General features: G+C 65.6%; 15 protein-coding genes. 14 read left to right on the plus strand and 1 reads right to left on the minus strand.

The genetic code is table 11. From position 1 onward, the window contains the following. The first annotated feature begins 6 nt into the window (after positions 1-6). The 6 genes from DB30_RS08895 (at position 7) to DB30_RS08920 (ending at position 9,791) form a co-directional block, all read left to right on the plus strand. Positions 7-4,836 (plus strand): AMP-binding protein, encoded by a 4,830-nt coding sequence (locus DB30_RS08895; RefSeq protein ID WP_052547788.1) that lies wholly within the window; start codon positions 7-9, stop codon positions 4,834-4,836. Next, positions 4,833-5,861 carry an NAD-dependent epimerase/dehydratase family protein gene (locus DB30_RS08900; protein WP_240480193.1) on the plus strand — a complete coding sequence of 343 codons (1,029 nt, stop codon included), beginning with the start codon at positions 4,833-4,835 and terminating at the stop codon, positions 5,859-5,861. The genes DB30_RS08895 and DB30_RS08900 overlap by 4 nt, the downstream gene beginning before the upstream one ends. Before the next feature lie 17 nt (positions 5,862-5,878). Then, a complete protein-coding gene (locus tag DB30_RS08905; protein ID WP_052547790.1) occupies positions 5,879-6,856 on the plus strand; it encodes a diacylglycerol/lipid kinase family protein in 978 nt (325 codons plus the stop codon). Between the two features lie 76 nt (positions 6,857-6,932). Then, a complete protein-coding gene (locus tag DB30_RS41310; RefSeq protein ID WP_052547792.1) occupies positions 6,933-8,174 on the plus strand; it encodes a right-handed parallel beta-helix repeat-containing protein in 1,242 nt (413 codons plus the stop codon). Positions 8,175-8,314: 140 nt separating this feature from the next. Then, entirely contained in the window at positions 8,315-8,953 is a 639-nt protein-coding gene (locus DB30_RS08915; RefSeq protein WP_146658332.1) for an eCIS core domain-containing protein, read from the plus strand. 82 nt (positions 8,954-9,035) lie between these two features. Further along, the gene (locus DB30_RS08920; protein WP_052547796.1) at positions 9,036-9,791 is read left to right on the plus strand and encodes a LuxR family transcriptional regulator; all 756 of its coding nucleotides are present in this window, start codon (positions 9,036-9,038) and stop codon (positions 9,789-9,791) included. A 206-nt stretch (positions 9,792-9,997) separates the two neighbouring features. On the opposite strand, the gene DB30_RS08925 is transcribed toward DB30_RS08920, so the two are convergent. Beyond that, entirely contained in the window at positions 9,998-10,468 is a 471-nt protein-coding gene (locus tag DB30_RS08925; RefSeq protein WP_052547798.1) for a hypothetical protein, read from the minus strand. A 272-nt stretch (positions 10,469-10,740) separates the two neighbouring features. On the opposite strand from DB30_RS08925, the gene DB30_RS08930 reads away from it, so the two are divergent. The 8 genes from DB30_RS08930 to DB30_RS08965 all read left to right on the plus strand — a co-directional run bounded on the left by DB30_RS08930 (position 10,741) and on the right by DB30_RS08965 (position 19,941). After that, positions 10,741-13,065, plus strand: a complete 2,325-nt coding sequence (locus DB30_RS08930) for a DUF2586 family protein (protein ID WP_146658333.1) — start codon at positions 10,741-10,743, stop codon at positions 13,063-13,065. Positions 13,066-13,101: 36 nt separating this feature from the next. Further along, a complete protein-coding gene (locus DB30_RS08935; protein WP_052547802.1) occupies positions 13,102-13,605 on the plus strand; it encodes a phage tail protein in 504 nt (167 codons plus the stop codon). 47 nt (positions 13,606-13,652) lie between these two features. Further along, positions 13,653-14,495 (plus strand): hypothetical protein, encoded by an 843-nt coding sequence (locus tag DB30_RS08940; protein ID WP_052547803.1) that lies wholly within the window; start codon positions 13,653-13,655, stop codon positions 14,493-14,495. 320 nt (positions 14,496-14,815) lie between these two features. Then, positions 14,816-15,523 (plus strand): hypothetical protein, encoded by a 708-nt coding sequence (locus DB30_RS08945; protein WP_052547805.1) that lies wholly within the window; start codon positions 14,816-14,818, stop codon positions 15,521-15,523. A 9-nt stretch (positions 15,524-15,532) separates the two neighbouring features. After that, positions 15,533-16,924, plus strand: a complete 1,392-nt coding sequence (locus DB30_RS08950; protein WP_052547807.1) for a Pvc16 family protein — start codon at positions 15,533-15,535, stop codon at positions 16,922-16,924. Positions 16,925-16,932: 8 nt separating this feature from the next. Beyond that, positions 16,933-18,978 carry an ATP-binding protein gene (locus tag DB30_RS08955; protein ID WP_146658335.1) on the plus strand — a complete coding sequence of 682 codons (2,046 nt, stop codon included), beginning with the start codon at positions 16,933-16,935 and terminating at the stop codon, positions 18,976-18,978. Beyond that, positions 18,971-19,243, plus strand: a complete 273-nt coding sequence (locus tag DB30_RS08960) for a hypothetical protein (RefSeq protein WP_052547810.1) — start codon at positions 18,971-18,973, stop codon at positions 19,241-19,243. The genes DB30_RS08955 and DB30_RS08960 overlap by 8 nt, the downstream gene beginning before the upstream one ends. After that, positions 19,240-19,941 (plus strand): CIS tube protein, encoded by a 702-nt coding sequence (locus DB30_RS08965; RefSeq protein WP_052547813.1) that lies wholly within the window; start codon positions 19,240-19,242, stop codon positions 19,939-19,941. The genes DB30_RS08960 and DB30_RS08965 overlap by 4 nt, the downstream gene beginning before the upstream one ends. Positions 19,942-19,948 lie beyond the last annotated feature (7 nt).

The raw sequence follows: 19,948 nt of genomic DNA on the forward strand, positions 1-19,948 counted from the left end.
CGATTCATGAGCGAGCAAGATACCAAGGCGCAATTGGCCGACCCAGTAGCCGACCTAGTAGCCGACCCAGTAGCCGACCTAGACGTCAGCGGGGCGCTGGCCGGCAAGAACCTGATCGTCATCGGCACGACCGGGTTCTTGGGCAAGGTCTGGCTGGCGATGTTGCTGCATCGCTACCCCGAAGTCGGGACGATCTACACGGTCGTGCGCTCGCGCAAGACCGTGACCTCGGAGGAGCGCTGGTGGTCCGAGATCGTGCCCTCGCCCGTGTTTGATCCGCTCCGCGATCAGCACCCCAACCTCGACGCGTGGATCAAGACCAAGGTCGTTGCAATTGACGGCGACGTCACCCGCGATCTGCTGGGCGTTGACGCGCAGCTCGTCAGCGAGCTCGCGGCCGCCAGGGCCAGCGGCACCGCCAAGCAGATCCACGCGATCGTCAACGTCGCAGGCGTCGTCGACTTCAACCCGCCGCTCGACGAGGCGCTCAGCGTCAACGCCTACGGGGCGCGCCACCTGATCGCCCTGTCGCGGGCGCTGGGCGACGTGCCGATCATGCACACCAGCACCTGCTTCGTGGTTGGCTGCCGCGACGGCGTGACCGAGGAGCGCAACACCCTCGAGTTCCCGTTTCCCCGCGCCGACGAGCTCGACGTTGGCCACTGGTCGGCCGAGCGCGAGATCCAAGAGTGCGGTGATCTGGTCGCGTCCACCCGGCGCCGGGCCGAAGACGCGCCCCGCCAGTCGCACCTGCTCGACGAAGCCAAGCGCAACCTGCGAGAGCGCCACGAGCCCCTGCGCGGGGCCGCGCTCGACGACGAGCTCGATCGGGTCAAGCGTCGCTTCGTCCGCGAGCGCCTGATCGACGCCGGCGCCGAGCGGGCGACCTTCTGGGGCTGGCCCAACATCTACACCTACACCAAGAGCATCGGTGAGCAGGTGCTGTTGAACTCGGGCCTGCCGCTGACGATCGTGCGGCCCTCGATCGTCGAGTCGGCCACCGAGTTCCCCAAGGTTGGCTGGTGTGAGGGCATCTCCACCTCGACCCCGATCATGTACCTGACCTACCAAGGTCAGCAGAACATTCCGGTCGGCGAGAATTGCTACTACGACGCGATCCCGGTCGACATGTGCTCGGCGGGCATGATCGGCGCGCTCGCGGCCTTGCTCGAGAACCGCCACGAGGTCTGCTATCAGCTGTGCACCTCGGACGCGAACCCGCTCAAGACCCGCCGCGCGGGTGAGCTGATCGGCCTGGCCAAGCGCCGCTACTACAATCGCCGAACCAAGGGCAACCCGATCGTCAACGCGCTGCAGGCCCACTCGGAGCCGGCGATCGTCCCGATCGAACACTACAATCGCTGGTCCTCGCCGCAGCTGCGCAAGCGCAGCGTGCAGCTGGCGGGTCTGCTCGAGCGGTTCCGCGAGACCCCAAGCGCCCGCTACACCGAGCCGCTTCGCAAGCAAGTCGCGAGTCTGGCCAAGACGGCGACCAACATCGAGGCGGTGTTCGACGCCTTCATCCCGTTCATCACGGCGAACGAGTACCGGTTCTCGGCCAAGAACACCCGGGCCCTGATGAAGAGCCTGAGCCCGGCCGATCAGGTCAAGCTCCCGTGGAACCCCGAGGAGATCGACTGGCGCGATTACTGGCTCGAGATCCACCACAAGGGCGTCGAGGAATTCTCGATCCCCTTGCTCGAAGAGAGGCTGCGCAAAGAGACCAAGGCCCTGCGGCGTCACGACAACTTGGTTGCGATGCTCCTGGACCTGTGTGATCGCCACGAGCACGCGCTGGCGTTTCAGCGGCTCGAGGGTGACCCGCCGCAGCTCACCCGCATCACCTACCGCGACCTCGAGCGGCGCTCGGCCGCGGTCGCCCAGCGGCTGTGGGAAGCCGGTGTTCGCAAGGGGGACCGGGTCGCGCTCAGCGGCCGCAACCACCCGTCGTGGGGCATCGTCTACTTTGGCATCTTGCGCACGGGCGCCGCCGCGGTCCCGGTTGACAAGGACTTCGAGGCGCTCTCGCTGGCCACGGTGCTGCGCAAGTCCAAGGCCAAGATCGCCGTGTTCGACGAGCACGTGGTCAGCCTCGAACAACAGGCGGAGCTGTGCCCGCGCTGGGATCTATACGAGACCGCCGCGGCCACCCACCCCGACAACGATCCCGAGCCAGTCGCCCCCGACGTACAGATTGACGACGACGATCTGGCCAGCGTGCTCTACACCTCGGGCACGACCGGCGATCCCAAGGGCGTGATGCTCACCCACGCCAACTTCAGCGCGCTGATCGCCGCGCTCGCGCCCTTGTTCCCGCTCGAGCACGAAGATCGGGTGCTGTCGGTCCTGCCGCTGCACCACACCTTCGAGTTCACCTGCGGCATGTTGCTGCCCTTGTCCCGTGGCGCGCGGGTCATCTACCTCGACGAGATCAACGGCGATCGCATGATCGACGGTCTCGCGCAGGGCCAGGTCACCGCGATGATCGGCGTGCCCGCGCTGTGGGAGCTGATCGAGCGCCGGGTCCTCAACGAGGTCCGCGAGCGCGGCAAGCTGACCGAGAAGCTGTTCGACTTCACGCTGGATCTCAACCGCAACATCGGCAAGACCCTTGGCCTCGACCTTGGCCGCGTGTTGTTTGGGCCGATCCATCAACAGCTCGGCGGCAACCTCAAGTACCTGGTCTCGGGCGCCGCGGCGCTGCCCAAAGACGTGCACCGCACATTCCAGGGTCTGGGCCTGCACCTCGCAGAGGGCTACGGCCTGACCGAGGCCGCGCCCGTGCTGACCTTGTCCAAGGCATCCGCCCGCAACAAGGGCGGCAACGTTGGCAAGGCGATCCCCGGCGTCGAGATCAAGATCGACAAGCCCAACGACGAGGGCGTGGGCGAGGTGCTCGCGCGCGGGCCCAACGTCATGGTTGGCTACGAGAGCGACGCCGCCGCGACCGAAGCGGCGCTCGATGAAGGCTGGCTGCGGACTGGCGACCTTGGCAAGCTCGACAACAAGTCGCGGCTCAAGATCGTGGGTCGCAGCAAAGAGGTGATCCTCTCGGCGTCCGGCGAGAACGTGTACCCCGACGACGTCGAGGTCATGCTCGGGCTGCCAAAGTTCATCAAGGAGCTGTCGATCGTCGGGATCCCCGATCGCGACAAAGAAGGGGCCGAGCGCGTCGCCGTGCTCGCGGTCCCCGACTACGCCAACCGCGGCCTCGACGACAACGATCAAAAGGTCGATCGCAGCGACCGGCGCCGCGAAGCGGAGTTCGAGTTGCGCAAGGACATCGCCGCGCTGCCCCGCCACATGCGGCCCACGGTGATCCACTTCACCGACGTCGAGCTCCCGCGCACGGCCACCCGCAAGGTCACCCGCAAGCGCGTGCAAGAGATCCTCGAGACCCTGCGCGAGGCATCCGAAGCCGTGGCCGCGGCCAAGGCGTTGGCGACCAGCGGCGACCAGGTTGGCTTCGTGCGCAGCGCGATCGCGTCGATCGCCAGGAAGAAGCCCGAGGACCTGCTCGACACCCACGATCTGCAGAATGATCTGGGCTTCGACTCGCTGATGGTCGTCGAGCTCACCTCCACGCTCGAGGCTGCGTCACCGCGGCTCGCAAGCGTGGATCTGTCGGCGTTGCGCACCGTCGCGCAGATCGAGGACGCCGCCCGGGCCGCCGAGGGCCGCAAGGTCGAGCCGTCCAAGACCCGCGACATCGAGCGCGACGACGAAAACCTGTACGTCCCCGAGTTCATCCGCGACCCCGCCAAGGCCGCGCTGACCGTCGGGCAGCTGTCGTTCTACGACCGCTTCATGCAGGTCGAGGTCAGCGGCAAGGCCAACATCCCCTACAACCGGCACACGCTGGTCGTGGCCAACCACGCCTCGCACCTCGACATGGGCTTGGCCAAGTACGCGCTTGGCAGCTACGGCCAAGAGCTGGTCGCGCTCGCCGCTGAAGATTATTTCTTCAAGAACAAGTGGATGCGGGCGTACTTCGAGAACTTCACCAACATGGCCGCGCTCGACCGGCGCTCGGGCTTGCGCAAGGCGATTGAGCAGGCCGGCGAGCACATCGAGCGTGGGCGCACGGTGTTGATCTTCCCCGAAGGCAGCCGCAGCACCGACGGCGTGATGCGGGAGTTCATGCCGCTGATCGGTCACCTGGTGCTCAACTACAAGGTCGACGTTTTGCCGCTGTGGCTGGGTGGCACCCACAAGGCGCTGCCCAAGGGCGCCAAGGTGCCGCTCCCTCGCAAGCGCAAGGTCAACGTGCGCATTGGTCCGCCGCTCAACCTCGAGCAGCTCGAGGCGCGCGTCGCCGGCATGAAGCGCTCCGACGCCTACCGCGAGGTCGCGCGGCTCAGCCACAACGCCGTCGCAGCGCTGCGTGACGGCTGGCAGCTGGACCTCGAGCGTGAGGCGCTCGACGCCGCGGCCGCCACCCAAGCCGACGCCAGCCCAAGCGCGCGCAAGTCCAGCCACGCGCGTCCGGGCGGCACCTCGCCCCGGCCTGGGGTGTCGGGCATCAAGGTGTTGTTCGAGCACCTCGAGGGCCGGTTCGTGCCCGGCGCGATCGACAAACCAACCAGCTTCTACTTCTCGCTGGGCAGCGCGAGCGACGGCAAGTGGACGCTCGCGCTCAGCCCCACCGCCGCGAGCTTCAGCCCCGGTCGGCCCGAGGGCGGCAGCGCCGATTGTGTGCTCAAGACCTCCGTCGAGATCTTCGAGAAGATCGTGCGCGAGAGCTACACCCCCTCGGTCGCGGAATTCATGGCCGGCAAGGTCAAGAGCAACGACATCGCGTTGCTTCAGGTCTTTCAAAAGGCGTTCGATCTGTGACGGAACCCCAAGCCATCTTGGTCACCGGCGCGACCGGTTTTCTTGGCGCCCACGTGGTCGCGGCGCTGCGCGAGCAGGGCAAGTCGGTTGTTGCGCTGGTCCGCGATCCCAACGCTCCTGCCGCCAAGCGGGTCGCCGCGCTCGGGGCCACCCTCGCAACCGGCGACGTGCTCGACAGCGCCAGCGTAGAAGCTGCGGCCGCTGGCTGCGCTGCCGTGTTGCACTGCGCGGGCAAGGTCTCGCGCGACGGCGCCGACGCGGTGCTCATGACCAAGGTCAACGTTGGCGGCGTCGGCAACGTCCTCGCCGCGTGCAAGCGCGCCGGCGTGAAGCGGGCCGTGGTCGCCAGCACCAGCGGTACGCTTGGTGTCAGCACGGATCCAGACGCCGTCGCCAACGAGACCACCCCCGCGCCGCTCGAGCTGATCAACAAGTGGCCCTACTACCGCAGCAAGTACTACGGCGAGCAGATCGCTCTCGAGCACGATGACGCCGACTTCGAGGTCGTGATCGTCAACCCGGCGCTGCTGCTGGGGCCGGGGGATCACCAGGGCAGCTCGACCGAGGACGTTCGGCGCGCCCTCGAGCAGCGCACGCCCGTGGTGCCGGCTGGCGGGTACACCTTCGTTGACGCGCGCGACGCCGCGCTGGGCATGATCCTGGCGCTCGAGAAGGGGCGCGCGGGCCAGCGCTACTTGCTGGTCTCCTGCAATTGCCCGATCCGCACATTTTATTCGCGCATCGCTCGAGTTGCCGGGCTCGACGGCAGCGTGTTCGCGCTGCCGGATCACCAGCTGGTCGAGCGGGCGACCCGGTGGCTGGTTCGCCGCGCGCAAGAAGTGCTTGGCGAGGACGACGCCCTGCCCGATGCGATCAGCATCGAAATGGCCCAGCATTATTGGTATGTCGACTCGACCCTGGCCGAGAACGAGCTTGGCTGGCGGGCGCGCGACCCGATGATCACCCTCGCAGACACTGTCGCGGATCTGCGCGAGCGCGGGGTCGTGATGATGCGGGCGACCTAACAGCGGACCGACCGACCATGAACACTGCCGCGCAAACGCCAACCCCCGAGACGGTCCCCGCTGGCAAGACCACGGCGATCATCAACCCCACGGCGAGCAGCGGCGCGGCCAAGAAGCGGTGGGACCACGTCCACGAGGCGCTGGCGGTCCACTTTCCGGGGCTCGAGGTCCGCTTCACGGAGGCCGCCGGTCACGCGACCGAGCTGTGCCGCGAGGCGCTCGAGGCGGGGGCGGACACGATCTTGTCCGTGGGCGGCGACGGCACCACCAACGAGGTCCTGTCAGGGTTTGTCGACGAGCACGGGGCGAATCGGTTTCCTGACGCGATCCTGGCGATCTTGGCCGCCGGCACCGGGGGCGACTTTCAGCGCATGTTTGGGCGTCGACGGATGCGTAGGCAGGTCGAGCGCCTGTGCTGTGTGCAGCCGCGCACTGTCGACTATGGCATCGCCCGATACACCGACCCAAGCGGCCAGACCCGGTCTCGACCGTTTCTGAATGTAGCCAGCGTGGGCGTGAGCGGCGAGGTTGTCCGGCGGGTCAACAGCTCGGACTCGCAGCTAGGGCCCACGCTCAAATACGTGCTGGGCTCGCTCAAGGGAATTCGGGCCTGGCGCAATGTCCAAGTTCGCATGAAATTCGATGACCAGCCCGAGGACCAGCGCATCGACCTGACGCTTGGGATCGTCGCAAATGGTCAATACTTTGGCGCGGGGATGTGGGTTGCCCCCGGGGCCAAGATTGACGACGGGCGATTTGACGCCGTCACGGTCGAGGGGATGTCACGGACCAAGCTGACCGCGACACTGGCCAAGGTGTTTGGTGGCAATCACATGCGGACGAAGGGGATCTCGCACAAGCACGCGACCGCTGTGGAGTTCGTGCCGGTCTCGGACGAGGCCGATGTGCCGATCGAGATCGACGGGGAGCAGGTTGGGCGGTTGCCGGCTCGCTTCGAGCTGCGGGCGGCTGCGTTGAAGATTCGCATTAGCTGACCCGCTGCTTGGCGTTGCCAGACAGGTTCGGACATTTGGCTCACGCTTGGCTGAGTCTGGGTGGTATACGGATGCAATGAAGCTTCCGCGCGCGTTGTCTTGTATCCCCGCTCTGACCCTGGCGCTCGCGCCGTTGGCTTGTGGCGACGACGGTGCCGCGGACGAAGCCAGCACTGAAACGAGCGGGGATGGGGATGGGGACGGTGACTCTGGCGACGGAGACGGCGACACGGGCGACGGCGACACCGGGGACGGGGACGGGGACGGAGACGGAGACGGAGACGGAGACGGGGACACCGGAGACGGGGACGGAGACGGAGACCCTGGCGACGGGGACGGCGACACGGGTGACGGAGACGGGGATGGGGACGGCGACGGGGATGGCGACACGGGCGACGGGGACGGGGACGGGGACGGCGACGGAGACCCCGGTCCAGGCTTTGATTGCGACGAGAACCTCGACCCCGTCATCCTCACGCTCATGGGCGGCCAGTCCGCCCGCTACCCAACGATCGCCGACGCCGTGTTCGCGGCGCCCGACGGCGCGCTCGTTCAGATCTGCCCCGGCACCTACGACGAGAACGTCACCGTCGACGATGACATCGAGATCCAAGGCGCGGGCCCAGGCCAGACGATCTGGGAGCCGGCTGTGGGCGCGGCGTTGGTGACCAACACCAACGACGTGACGATCCGCGACATCACCTTCACTGGCGGCACGGGCTCGGTCCAGTCTGGCTTCAACGTGACCTGTGGCGGGGCGATCCACATCAGGCACCAGTTCAACGTTCCGCGGGTGGCGCTGCTCGAGAATCTAGAGTTTGACGCGAACGAGGCCGTGCTTGGCGGGGCGCTGTGTGTGTCCGGCGGCGGCAACGGCACCGTTCCAGTGGTCACGATCAACGACTGCACGTTCATGGACAACGTCTCGTCCCAGGACGGCGGGGCGATCTTCATGTATGGCCAGTTTCATATGAGCAATACAACATTGATCGACAATGTCGCGGGCGGCGGCGGTGGGGCGATCAGTATCAATTATGGCTGCCAAACCGCGGCGCAGTGCACGATTAGCGACTCGGTTGTGATTCACAATACCGCGGGCGGCGGGATGTGGACGGGCGGCGGCGGACTGTGGGTTGGGGACTTCAATAATGGTGGGGCTGGGGTCACGGTGACGGACTCGGACTTTGGGTTTGGGTTTGCTGAAGAGAACGTGCCGGACGATGTGTTCATGCTGTTTGATCTGATGGTCGAGAGCTATGGGTTTTATGCGAATGGGGTCAGCTTCGTCTGCGACGAAGGGGTCTGTAGCGATCCGTGAGCTTCGCTCGGGCTCGATGAGCGCAAGCTCGCCCACGTCATCGTCAGACATGCTGTCAGACATGCTGGACGTTGGATGGGCTCTTCCCCCGTCTCACCGCCAGCTTGACCGACACCGACCACCCGCCCATAATCGTCGCGATGGGATTCGCAGTATTGAGCAAGCACAGCAGCTCGCAGGCCAGCGAACGCCGCCCGCGACCCTTTGCGGGGCTGGGGTCGCCAACGTTCAATACGGCCCAGATCACCGCCGCCCCAGTCGCACCGCAGTACCAACTCGAGATCGGCCCCGTCGATGATGCCTACGAACGCGAGGCTGACGCCATCGCCACCGCGGTCGTCGGTGGCGGCGAGCTCGAGGGCGAGCTGAGCAGCGGCGCCTTGGGTGTGCAGCGGGCATGCGCCAGTTGCCAAGGGGACGAGGAGCTACGTCGCAGCCCAAGCGATGGTGGTGGAGCGACACCAACCCTCAGCCCGCAGGCCAACTCGAGGATCTCGCGCGCGCGAGCCAGTAGCGGCCAGCCGCTACCAGACTCCGCGAGGTCCTACTTCGAGCCACGCTTCAACGCAGATTTTGGTGATGTGCGGGTTCACCAAGGCGCCGAGGCATCCTCGCTGTCGAACAATCTAGGCGCCCGCGCGTTCACGGTTGGGCGAGATCTCTTCTTTGGGTCCGGCCAGCTCGACTACAACAGCGAGCGGGGGCGTCATCTGGTCGCGCACGAGCTGACCCACACGATCCAGCAAAGCGGCGCGGTGCGGCGCAAGTCCGAGAAATAGCGTGAATCGTTGGGGCAGAGCAGAAAGCCTGGCGATTGTTTGGGCTCTACACATTGGGTGAAGGGTTCAACTACTCGACGCCATGAACGAACTCATCACCACCCACGTGACGCTGAAGCACGCCGTCGTGCAGATTGTCGCTGACGATCCCGCGAGCAGTAACGAGATCTCCGAAGCCCTCGAGGGTCAAGGTTGCGAGCTTCGCCGGGCCGGGCCGGGCGTCCGGATCGACTTCGATAAAGCGTGTGACGTTGGCGTCATCGCCGTTCGCCGCGGCTGTGGCTGGAGCGCCGGCGTGATCACGGCGCTTCGCTCATCGGAGGCAGCCTGCGCTTCAGTCGTAGTATTGGGGGTCGGCGGGGCTGTGGATATTGCCCAATCTCTGCGGGGGGGCGCCGTCGACTGTCTCGTCCAGCCGATCGCGCGCGCCGCCTTGCTCGAGAGCCTCACGAACGCGCTCACCTGCACCCTTCGATGGCGCCGCCGGCTCGCGTCGCCGTCCCGTCAGCCACCGGTGTCCAGGCCAGCTTCTGCCCCCCCACTCGACCGCTCCATCGTGTTCGAGCCGATCCGCGAGACCGCGCCAGCCGCCGACCGCACGTCGGGGTGCATTGAAGCCGCTGTCTGTCGGCTCGCAGGCGAAAAGCAGCTCACGCCCAGGGAGGGTGAGGTCCTCTATTGGCTGTTTCAGGGGCATCGCTACGAGGACATCGCAACCGTGCTCGGCGTGGTCCCACGAACCGCCAAATTTCACGCGGCCAACCTGCTGCGCAAGCTCGAGCTCGACTCTCGCAATGATCTCGCTCGGTTGCTCGCCCAGGAGGGTGGGCCCACTTAGCAGCCCGTGGTGCAATGCCCCACGGGCTCCTAGAGCGCCGATCAGTTTGGAGTCGCGTCGTCAGGTGCGTCTGGGGCCGTTCCTGCCTAGGAGGGAGGCCGAAGCTGTATCCGGCATACTGCGAGCGCCGACCGACAACGGCAGGAGCGGCCCCAGATGTGCCTGGCGTCGTGAATTCAAACTGATTGGCGCTCTAGGGTAGGTACTCACATCAACGCGGAGATCTGCTCCAAGCGGGCGACCGGCCACAGGGTCAGGCGCACGACGTGAGGTCCAACAGCGTCGCTCATGAACGACAGCTTGTATCCCGCAGGAATGATCTTGCCGCCCTCGAACAAGTCGTCTGGCCCCGTGAGCGTGTGAAAGACGAAGCGATACGGCGCCCCCTCAGCGTCGGGTGGCTGGGGACCGACGATCGCAACGTTGACAGTCCCGCTCGAGAAGGTCCCCGTGCTCGAGATCTGCATGGTCTGAAGCACAAAATCGCCGGACCGGGCCCCGAGTAAGCTCCCCGGGTCGAACGCGCCAAACAGCTCGCTGACCGCAGCGTCGATCACCACGACACCTTGGGTGTTCACGGACTTCGTCACGGTCCCCCCTTCGGTGGGCGCGGGGAGCTCGGTCACGCCGTCGAGCGCGTTGAGGTCATGGATGTTGAATTGTACCGCCAGAGACATTGCCGTTCACCTCGTTGGCTCGAGTGTACTGACGACTTGCGGTCGCAGCTACTGTCCCTCCCCCCGGACTGTCACCCGCCCAACGGTGAGTGAAACCTTCACTTTCGGACAGCTTCACCAAAGGACAGTACCGCGCGCGCCGACGCTGTGTCAGGTTGCGCAGCACGACCAACGCGACGCTCGTCGCAATGTCCATGTTTCAGTAGCTGATTTGTTCGCGGGCGTTCGCTCGTGCGCTCACACGGAAGAATCGCAGAGGAAGAAGAAACGACATGCCTGTACAGGTGAGCTATCCCGGCGTTTACATTCAAGAGGTGTCGTCCGGTTCACGAACGATAACCGGTGTCTCGTCCTCGGTCGCGCTGTTCATTGGAATGGCAGACCAGGGGCCCATGGGCACACCGACCCGTGTTTTGAGCCTCACAGACTACGAGCGCAAGTTCGGCGCCACCAACGGCTCGGGCGAGTTGCATGATCAAGTCACGCAGTTCTTCCTCAACGGAGGGTCGCAAGCGTGGATCATGCGCATCGCCAATAATGCGACGTCATCCGCGGTGACCCTCGCCAACCAGGACGACACCAACGTCCTCACGCTGACCGCTCGCAGCGCAGGCACCATTGGAGAGAGCCTCCGTGCGATCGTCGACTACAACACCGCGACGCCAGAGATGACCTTCAACCTCGAGGTCCAGCTGTGGGGCACCGACACAGGCGGTAGCCCCGTCGTGGTCGTGAGCGAAGTGTTCAAGAACCTCTCGATGGACCCCAACCACGGCAACTATGTGGTCAGCACGCTCGCGCAGAACTCCGCGCTGGTGACCGCGACTGACCTCGAGGCGCCGGCGATCATCGACGGCTACACGGTCTGGGGACAAATGGAGCCCAACGCCGACCCAGACAAGAACCTGGGCGCGGCGATCACCGCCGCGGGCGGCACCGGCCGTTTTCAGGTCAGCGCCGACGATGGCCCCATGGTCCCCGTGAGCGTGAGCGCGGCGACCACGATCGCGATCAACGACGCCATTGAGCTCGCCCTCGCCTCACAAGGCAAGACCGTGACCGTCACCGCGCTCGACGTCGATGGCTCGGCGACCTACTACGCCTACAAGATCAGCGTCGACGGCGGCCGACGGATTCGCTTCGCATCGGTCAACGGCGTCGACGACATCGGCGCTGCGATGAACATGACGAGCTCGCTCGGTGCCCTCGAGGTCTGCGGCTACGCCATCCGCCGGCCGGCGCCCACTGGGTACTTCTCGAACCTCAGCTTCGAGTCGGTCGGCGAATTTCAGGGGAGCATCGGGGCGTTCATGGCCTCGGACCTGTCGGCGATCAACCCGATCGAGTTTGACGACGCGGTGTTGGGTGCCGCAGAGAGCTTCTCGCCCAGTTGGACCGCGGCCAGCGGCACGATGGCCGCACCCGTGGGCGAGGAGCCTACCTTGCGCGCCCTCCAGCTCAACATCGATCAGCTGGTCTCGGCGATCAACGCCCACCCCTCGATTGACTGGGTCGCCGCGCGCCATGGACATCGCTTGGTCATGAAGGCCAACTTCAACGGTGACCAAGGCGACGTCACCGCGGTGCTCAACGAAGGGGACGCGGGCTTCAACGCATACTTCGACGACGCTGCCAACGTCACTCGCTACCAGCTCGGCGGCACCGGTCTGCCCGGCTACCAGACCGACGCTGGCGCAGGGGACAACGGGACCAAGCCGGTCGATGCAGACTACAAAGCTGCGTTCGTGACCGCGGGTCGCGAGATTGACCTGTTCAACATTCTCGTGCTCCCCCGGGCCGCGGGTCAAAGCGACGCCGACCGGGCCGCGCTCTGGCCCATCGCCAGCGTGTTCGCCATGGGCCGACGCGCCATCGTGCTCGTCGATGCGCCATCGTCGTGGACCACGATCCAGGAGGTTGAAACCAACATCGCCGAGTTCCGCATCGGCATCGCGACCGATCATGCCGCCACCTACTGGCCGCGGCTCGAGGTCAGCTGGGGGGCGGGCACCAAGAAGATCGACCCATCGGGTGCGATCGCGGGCGTCATGGCCCGGACCGACGCCTCGCGCGGGGTCTGGAAGGCGCCGGCCGGTCTCGACGCCAACCTGCTCGGGGTCCGTGGCATCGAGCACGCCATGAGCGACGCCGACAACGGGATCATCAACCCGCTGGCGGTTAACGCGATTCGGGCGTTCCCCAACGGCATCGTGAGCTGGGGTGCGCGGACCATGGTCGGTTTCGACAACTCCGGGAACGACGAATACAAATATGTGCCGATCCGCCGCCTGGCCCTGATGATCGAGGAGAGCCTCTATCGTGGATTGAAGTGGGCGGTGTTCGAGCCCAACGACACCCCGCTCTGGCGGCAGCTCGCCCAGGCCGCGGGCGCCTACATGAACGGCCTGTTTCAGCGCGGTGCGTTCGCGGGCGCCAAGGCGAGCGACGCCTACTTCGTGAAGGTCGACGCCGACACGACCACCCAAAACGACGTGAACCTTGGCATTGTCAATGTCGTGATCGGCTTCGCGCCGCTCAAGCCGGCCGAGTTCGTGGTCATCACCCTACAGCAAAAGGCCGGCGAGGTTCAGACCTAATCCGGGTCCGTCATTCGCGCCAGAAGGAGCTTCACAATGCCCGTACAGCAGTTCACGGTCACCGCAAACCGCATCGATCCCTACAAGAACTTCAAGTTCCGCGTTCGCTTCGACGACAAGGTCGTCGCAGGGGTCAGCAAGGTCAGCGCGCTCAAGCGTTCGACCGAAGTTGTCAGCCATCGGGAAGGCAACGATCTGAGCACGCCACGCCTGTCTCCTGGCGCCTCGAAGTTCGAGGCCATCACGCTCGAGCGTGGTCTGACCTTCGCACCCGAGTTTCAAGATTGGGCGTCCAAGGTCTACAGCAACGAGGGGGACGGGGCTGTCTCGCTCGCTGGGCTCCGCAAGAACCTGACGATCGAGATGCTCAACCTCCAAGGTGAGATCGTGCGTCAGTACCAGATCTTCAGGTGCTGGGTGTCGGAGTACACCGCCTTGCCCGAGCTCGACGCCAACGCCAACGCCATCGCGTTCGAGACGATCGTCATCCAGAACGAGGGCTTCGTCCGAATCGACCTCGACGAGCCCGCCGAGTTCTGAGCGGCACGTAGCGACGCCCCAAGCCACGACCTCCTCGAGTACCGATCATGCTGCAAGTGCGACTCGATCCCGGCCTCCCCGCCGGCCGCTGGGCCTGCGTGCGCCCGCTATGCGGACACGATGAGCAGGCGCTCGTGGCCGGCGGGGGGCTCGCGGCGACCGAGCTCCTCGACCGCTTGTTGGTCGAGGTGCCCGGGACCTGCGTGGGTCCGGGGAGCGCGTGGCAGCTGTCGGTGTGCGATCGAGATCGTCTGCTCGCGGGCGTCTATGCGGCGACCTTCAGCGACCGAATTGACACCGAGGTGCCCTGCGATCACTGCGACGAGGGCACCGCGGTCAGCTTCTCACTCGCGGCCATGGTCGCTAGCTCTCAGCCCAGCAACGAGGGCCGTACACAGCTCGGCATCATCTCGGGGCCAGACGATGGCTGCGTCTATGAGCTCGACGACGGAATTCGGTTTCGGCTCCCGAACGGGCACGATCAGCGTGAGGTAGCTGGACTCGACCCCGAGCGGGCCCGGGTCGAGATTCTGCGTCGGTGCGTTCTCGACGGCAGCGAGGCCGACCGCCGAACAGTTGGGGACATGCCCACCGAAGTCTGGGACCGCGTCGAAGCGGCGATGGCCTATCTTGGGCCTACCGTCGATCACGAGCTGATGATCGCCTGCCACGAATGCGGTGAGGCGCGGGCGGTTCGCTTCGACATTCAGCAGTATCTTCTGCGCGCGCTCGAGCAAGAGCGGCGCTACCTGACCCAAGAGATCCACTACCTGGCCTGTAGCTACGGCTGGAGTCAGGCGGAGATCCTGGGTTTGTCCCGCGATGATCGTCGGGCCTATGTGGAATTCATCACCGCTGAGCGCGCCGCTCGGCGAGAGAGGACCCGCTGATGAGTGCATATCTCAACCGCCTCGTTCAGCGCTTCTCGCCCGCAGCTGGCGATGGAGGCGAGACCCAAGCCGTGCCATTTGTTCGCAGTCGGTCTCCGGTTGTCGCAAACGACCAGCTTGGTGCCTTCGGCTACCCTGAAGTGATTGGTGGCGGATCCAGCGATCCCATGGGAGTGTCCTCGCCGCCTGGAGTGCGCGCGCCAAGTCCAGCATCGCCAGTATCGCCAGTATCGCCAATATCGTCCTTGCCGGAGACGCCCTCACGCGTCCAACGCAAGTCCACCGGGGCGGGCCATTCCACGTCCACCGCCGCGAGCGTGGTGTCCCCGGTTCAGCCAGTCGTCGCTGCACCCGGGGCGCTCCAACCCGCCGAGCGCCCGGCGCCCGTCGACTCGCAGGTTCGCCAACTCGAACAGCGACCGACCGAGTCCGCGCTCGAGCCTGACGTCAGCACGCCAACGCAGCGCCAGCCCCTCGATCCCGGCGAGCTGTTCGCACCCTTTCCACGCTTCTTTGATGAGCAGGTGCGCGGTACCGACGTCGAGGAGGTCGCCAAGAGCTTGCCCTTCACGCGCCCGCCAACCACCCCACTCGAGCCCCGCGCCCTGCCAAGCTCGCCCCAAGTTACCGCCAAGGCCAGCCCGGCGGCTTCGCCCTGGGTCCCCTACGAGCCTCACGCCCCTGTTCGTCCAGGCGTCGCGCCGCGACCCGCTCCCAGCCTCGAGCCACAGCCCGCCGGGCCCCCGATCCCGCGCCTGCTCCTCGTCGCGCCGAAGATCGCTACCCCCAAGCCCTTCATCCCAGATCTGGGCGAGCCCGCCCGCGCACCTGCGCTGGGTGTCAGCCCCCGCGTCAGCATCGGCCGCGTCGAGATCGAGATCGTGCCAACCCAGGCCACCGCCCCCTCCCCAGTGACCGGCCCGGAACGGAACGCAAACGGAAAGCTCGACATTGAGAGCATCTCGCAAATTGGACCCCTTGGACGCCACTTCCCCAATCGCCGGCGGCTTCGCCTGCGCTACCGCTGAGCAACTATCATGGCCTTGATCGATCTATCTTTGGTCACGACCGGCTTGATGAAGCTGCTCGGCGACAATATCAACAAGAACATTGACTCTGGCGCGAACGTCACAGTCACGGCCGAGCCGCCCGACAAGGTCGGCTCGGTCACCAACAAGATCAGCCTCTACATGTATCACGTCGCTGAGGAGGCGTACTACAAGAACATGGAGGGGCCCGGGTCGAACCCGCGCAGCATCGCCCGCACGCCCATGGGGTTGTGTCTGTTTTACATCCTCACGGCCCACCACGAGTCCTCCGAGCCCGAGTTTGACCCGCTCACCCAGCAGCGGATCATGGGCTACGCGCTCAAGACCATTCACGACTATCCGGTGTTGTTCGACAGCACCAAGATCGACGACGAGACGATCCTGCCCTCGGCTCTCGTTGGCCACAACAACCCGGTGCAGATCATCATGCGGCCAACCGCGCCAGAGGACGCGATCGCGTTCTGGGGCACCGAAGATCAGCAGACCGCGCGACTGTCGGCCTATTATGAGGTTCGCGTCATGTTGCTCGAGCCCGATGCGCCAACGAACATGCCCGCGCCGGTCTTGAGCCTTGGCACATTCCTCTATCAAATGGGCTCGCCGCACTTCGAGTGCACCCAGAGTGAGCTGCCCTTCACGCTGCCGGCCGCCGCGGGCGGGGGCGCCCAGTTGGTCCAGGCATCGCCTGCGCGGGTCTCGGGTGACAGCGCCGATCCGGTTCGCAATCGCCTCGAGCTCCTTGGTCACAACCTCCTCTCCGGGCAGTCGCGCCAGCTGTGGCTGCGAAATCAGCGATGGACCGGCGTCGCGCAGCCAGACGGCACAGGGGGTCCAGTTCCCGTCGATCTCCAGATCGCCGCGAACGGTCTCGCTGGTTGGGCGCTGACGACCACCGACAGCCAGCTTCAACTCGACATCGGAAAACAGCTGACCTTCATCAACGAGCTTGACGCCCCGACCGTGCTCGATGTGTTTCCTGGCATCTATACCGCGTTCCTGAGCGTGACCCTCGAGCAGCGAATGGTCGGGGGCCAGCTCGTCCCGATCACCAACGACAGCAACGAGGTCGCGCTGGTCGTGATCCCGCGCATCAAGAATGTAGTGCAGGTCGGCACCAACCGCCTCGAGCTGGAGATCGAGCCGACCTTCGCGCTCGATGATTCCGACATCGAACTGAGCGTGATCGTCGATGGCCAAGTCTACGTCGCGCAGGCGCTCAACCCTGTCGAGGACCTCGACGAAGCCGGGCAATTCGAGGTTGACAGCCCCACCAAGTTGACCTTGCAAGCGTTGTTTGACACCACCGAGGCCGGCGACCACGCGACCCGAATCATCGTAAACGGCGCCGAGTCGGCGCCATTTTGGACAGAGCTGCCTTGATCACCGCCATGTCCTCTGCGATCCCAATTGACCGAGTTCGCGCCGAGCAGGCCCGACCACCCGAGCACCCCGTGCTCGCGCGGGTCGTCGAGCTGGTTCGCTTGCGCGCTGCGCGAAGGCTCGATTGGGAGCAGGCCGTGCGCGCGGGACAAGTCGAAGGGCACAGCAGGGCCGACGATCTCGCCGGCGAGCTCGAGTACTACGAGAGCAACAGCAATTGCGCGGCCGCCAACCAACGGATCAGCGAACTCGAGCAGCAGCGCATTGGCGACGAGAGCGACCCACTGCTTCACATCGCCAAGATCTTCTCGCTCTCGGTCGGCGAGCTCGACCTGCTCATCACCTGCCTCGCCGTCGCGCTCGAGCCCGAGCTCGGCCCGCTCTACGCTCGACTGCAAGGCAGCCCGGAGCGCTGCTATGCAACCGAGACCTTGACCGCGCGCCTGTTCGGGTGGGGGCGCCAGACGCTGTGGCACCAAGGCGGCCAGCTCGCGACCTGGGGATTGGTGCGCTGTGTCGACAGGGGCCCTGGCCAACCGATGCCGCTGACGGTCGATCCCATGGTTCGCGCGCGCCTGCAGGGCCAGCTGCGCCTCGACGCCGAGCTCATCGGCGTCGCGGAGCTCGGCGCCGCCCAGCCGCAGCTAGAGAGCTGGCCGCTCAGCCATGTCAGCCAGCGGATCGAGACTGCGCTCGAGCAGCGTCGGTCGATCCGCGTCGTGCTCATAGGTCCGCCGGGCTGCGGTCGTCGCAGCCTCGCGTCCGCGGCCGCGGAACAGTTTCGCGCCAGCGCGCTGCTGATCGACACCGACGAGATCGACGACGCGGCCTGGCCAGAGCTCTATGTTCGTGCATGTCGGATGTGCATGTTGGGTGGGCTGATCCCAGTCTGGTACGGCAGCCGCGTCAGCCGTCGCTGGCCCCGCAGCGTCGATCCGGTGCACGTGCAATTCGTCGCCTGCGAGGACCCAAGCGAGCTCTCGCGCCAGGTCGGCGTCGTCGACGAGCACGTGGTCATCCCAAGCTCGACGCTGGACGAGCGGCGGGAGCTCTGGCGCCGCTTGGTGCCAGCGAGCGTCACCTGGCCCGAGCGCGAGCGCGAGAGCCTGGCCAGCCGCCACCGCCTCGCCGTCGGTGATATCGCCGAGATCGGTCGGCGCATGCCAGCGGACCCGAGCGAGGCAGCGCTCATGGCCCGCGAGCAGACCCGTGGTCGGCTCGGCGAGCTTGGCCGCCTGCTCGATTGTCCGTTTGACTGGACGGATCTGGTGCTTCCGGCCCAAGTACGCGAGACCCTCGAGGACTTTGCGTTCGAGGCGGCCGAGCGCGCGAGCTTCTGGGAGCAGCCCGCGGCGCGGCGCTTGTTCCCGCGTGGTACCGGTCTCGTGGCGCTACTGACGGGCCCCCCTGGAACGGGCAAGACCATGGCCGCGCAGGTCGTCGCCGCTGAACTCCAGCTCGATCTGTTCCGCATCAACCTCGCCACGGTCATCAGTAAATACATCGGCGAGACGGCCAAGAACCTCGACATGATCTTCTCGCGGGCCGGTCGCATGAACGCTGTCTTGCTATTCGACGAGGCCGACGCGCTGTTCTCCAAGCGCACCGAGGTCAAGGACTCGCACGATCGTCACGCGAACACCGACACAAACTACCTGCTGCAGTTGCTCGAGGACTACCAGGGCATAGCCTTGCTAGCCAGCAACAAGAAGAACAACATCGACCCCGCGTTCATTCGCCGGATTCGCTATGTGTTGAGCTTTCGACGGCCCGACGCAGCCCAGCGGCGGGCGATATGGCGAAAGGTGCTTGGCGAGCTGCTTGGTGCCGATCTGCTTCGTCCGCTCGAACCCGCCATCGCCGTGCTCGCAGACGCCGTCGAGATCTCCGGAGCGCAGATCAAGAACGCCGTGCTCGCGGCGCTGTTCATCGCCCGTCGCGCCCGCAAGTCGCTCGCGGCTGAACACCTGGTGGCGGGCATCGACCGCGAGCTTGGCAAAGAAGGGCGATCGCTCAGCGAGCGCGAGCGAGAGAGGTTGCGCCACCATGCCTGACACCCCCAACCACGCAAACGTTCGCATCGACGCCCTCCACCTGCGGGCCCCGAGCAGCCTTGGGCTTGGCGATCCACACCAGCTCACGCACGACATCGGCCACGCGCTTGGGGACGAGCTGGCAGCCAACCCAGCGCTTGGGTCCACCAGGATCGGCGGTATGCGACTGCGCCTCGATGAGCAGGCGCTGCGTCACCAAGGCGCCAAAGCGATCGCCCGTGCGATCGCCCTACAGCTTCGCAACGGCAAGAAGGACTCACCATGACCGAATTCGGAAGGCCAGAGCCAGGGCTGCACAAAGGCGCGTTGATCCAGCTCGTCAAGGACATCGTCGGGGTCGTGCTGCCCAACGTGGTGCTGTTTCAATACAACCCCACGAAGATCAGCCACACCGTCACGCCCTGGAACCCGGCCGAGGTCGACCAGACCCAGCGCGGGGCCCAGATGCCCATGGTCCAGCCCTTCAACCCCAAAGAGAGCTTCACGCTCTCGGTCGAGCTCGACGCGACCGACGATCTCGAGGGTCGCAACCCCATCGCTACCAAGTACGGCATTGGCGACCAGCTGGCCGCGCTCAAGAAGCTGACCTACCCAAGCGAGGGCTTGTTTGGTGATCTGGTCCGCAACGCAAAGGCCCTCGCAGGACAGTCCAGCTGCAAGGTCGAGCGGCCCACCGTACCGATCGTGCTGTTCGTGTGGGGTGTCAACCGCATTGTCCCGGTGCGCGTGACCAGCTACAGCGTTGAAGAGACGCTCTACTCCCCAGATCTTCAGCCTTTGCACGCAACGGTCGCGCTTGGCCTCGAGGTGATGACTCCCGACAATTTCAAGTGTCACCAGAACATCACCCAAAAGATCGCTACCGCGGCGTACAGCTGGACGCGACTCAACGAGGACAAGCTGGCGATCCTCAATTCCATCAACGCGGCCAAGCGCGCGAGCGGTATTCCGCCGTTGTTCTGACCCGGGG

It is taken from the genome of Enhygromyxa salina, assembly GCF_000737335.2.
Classification (GTDB): Bacteria; Myxococcota_A; Polyangia; order Nannocystales; family Nannocystaceae; genus Plesiocystis; species Plesiocystis salina_C.